Origin of the sequence: Nocardioides sp. NPDC127514 (assembly GCF_040302125.1) — a bacterium.
Taxonomy (GTDB): domain Bacteria; phylum Actinomycetota; class Actinomycetes; order Propionibacteriales; family Nocardioidaceae; genus Nocardioides.
In genome coordinates, this window is record NZ_JBEORF010000061.1 from 1 (window position 1) to 1,753 (window position 1,753).

General features: G+C 66.3%; 2 protein-coding genes. Both read right to left on the reverse strand.

Going from position 1 to position 1,753, the window contains the following annotated elements:
* On the reverse strand, positions 1-152 hold a 152-nt coding region (locus ABTX24_RS29635), incomplete at its 3' end, for a DUF1048 domain-containing protein (protein WP_350839783.1).
* A gap of 122 nt (positions 153-274) precedes the next feature.
* Positions 275-1,633 (reverse strand): HNH endonuclease, encoded by a 1,359-nt coding sequence (locus ABTX24_RS29640; RefSeq protein WP_350844765.1) that lies wholly within the window; start codon positions 1,631-1,633, stop codon positions 275-277.
* Positions 1,634-1,753 lie beyond the last annotated feature (120 nt).

Here is a 1,753-nt window from a genome sequence, read left to right on the forward strand (position 1 = left end):
ATGTCCATGCCGTCGCCGGCGGTGAAGCGCCACATGTAGCTCTTCATCTCCCCATAGACGGTGCGGTAGTCGGCGGGCAGTGCGGCAGCGCGGGCTTCCATCCGCTTCCAGTCCTTCTTGTCACCCACGAGGCGGCTGAGGATGTTGTTCATGGTGATGCTCCTTCTTCGATGGTCTCGGGTCCCGTGTTCGGGGCGATGGAAGAAGCGTGCAGCCCTGACGCTGCGTCAAGGTCAAGCACCGATCCGAAGAAAGTCCTCGGAGGCCCAGAGCCTCAGGCCGCGAGCGTGTGGTCGCGAACCAGGTCACGCAACCAGTGTTCCGCCGGCGACAGTCGCGGCGGTGGGTCCGGCGGCCAGGTGTCGGGTGGTGGGCTGGTGTAGGTGTGCCCGGTGGGTGTGGTGGTGATGATGCTGCCGTCTGGTCCTGGTCTGGCCTGCCAGCCGAGGGCTTCCTTGGCCTGGTTGCACCTCTCGCACAGCCCTTGGAGGTTCTCTGCGCTGGTTTCGCCGCCGTCCGCGTGGCGTTCGACGTGGTCGATGTTCCGGATCGGAGCATCGCAGCCGGTGGTCCGGCAGATCCCACCATCGCGAGTCGCAATGAAGTCGGCTAGCCCCTCGGGTGCCTTCCGTGAGCGGGACTCCATCGCCACCAGCCGACCGACCCGGTCGGAGAACAACCGCCGCACGAACACCTCCGCGTCGGTGAGCGCTTCACGGGCCCAGGCGGCAGGAACGGGCCCGTAGCCCTCCACCATGGCCGGCTGATCGGCGTCACCGGTGAGGGAGTCGGCGGTCATCACGATCTTGACCTCGATCCGCGGCTTGCCACCAACTTCTGCGCGGCCGGTGATCCGGTCGACCAGGGTGTCGGCCATGACCTGACCCCTAGTGCGCTCATCACCCGCAGCCGCAGCGGCCTTGGCCGCCTGGTCCAGTGCGGCGAAGACGGCGACGCCGTCCTTGACCGGCAACAACGCCCCGAGCCAGGTCATCGTGTCCGGTGCCGGCCGCAGGCTGACGCGGCGGTCCTTTTCCGCGTTCGCGGCGCGGGCGACGACGGAGGCTTGGTCGAGGGTGATGGCGAGCTTCTTGGCGGCGTTCTCGAGCTGGCGTAGCCCCATCGACACCGCCCGAGCGGGTTCACCGTGTGGACCCGTGGCGCAGAGCTCGTGGTCGATGACCTTGCGGTCTTCGAGGGAGAGGCAGGCGGTTTCGCGGGCCAGGATGGTGGCCTGCCATTGGGAGAACAGCCCCGCCTTCATCAACGCGAAGGTGTGCGGCATCTCGCTGATCAAGACCTTGGCCAGCCCGAGCAGTTTGGCGCCTTTCTCGGGCGAGACCCGCCGCGCCAGCGCAACCTGCGAGGCCACACCTTCGCCGAGCTTGCGAGCCGGAACCCCAGCCTCCAGTTGGCGTGCCCGGACGGCGTCATCGAGGCGTACCGCTGCTTCGGCCTGGATGGCTTCGGCGGTGCACTTGACCTCTTCAAGACGCGCGATCCAGTCGACCAGCTCACCCTCGGACGCCCCAGGAGGAGGCCCAGCGAGGAGGCGGTCGATGGTCTCGTACATAGGCCTTATTATATGCAAACGCGTGCCATAGAGCGACCTATTTAAGCAGGTCAAACCCATGTTACGCGGTCAGCGAACAAGTATCGTGAACTCCGCGCCACTCTCTCGCCGCCGCCCCGATACAGGCGAAATCTTTCTCGATCGAGTGCCGAGTCAAGGATGGCCGAAGGCCACCGCGCA

Bases quoted from the DNA above. Each gene is read 5' to 3' on its own strand.
- ABTX24_RS29640 (WP_350844765.1), bottom strand. From the start codon at position 1,633: ATGGGTTTGACCTGCTTAAATAGGTCGCTCTATGGCACGCGTTTGCAT.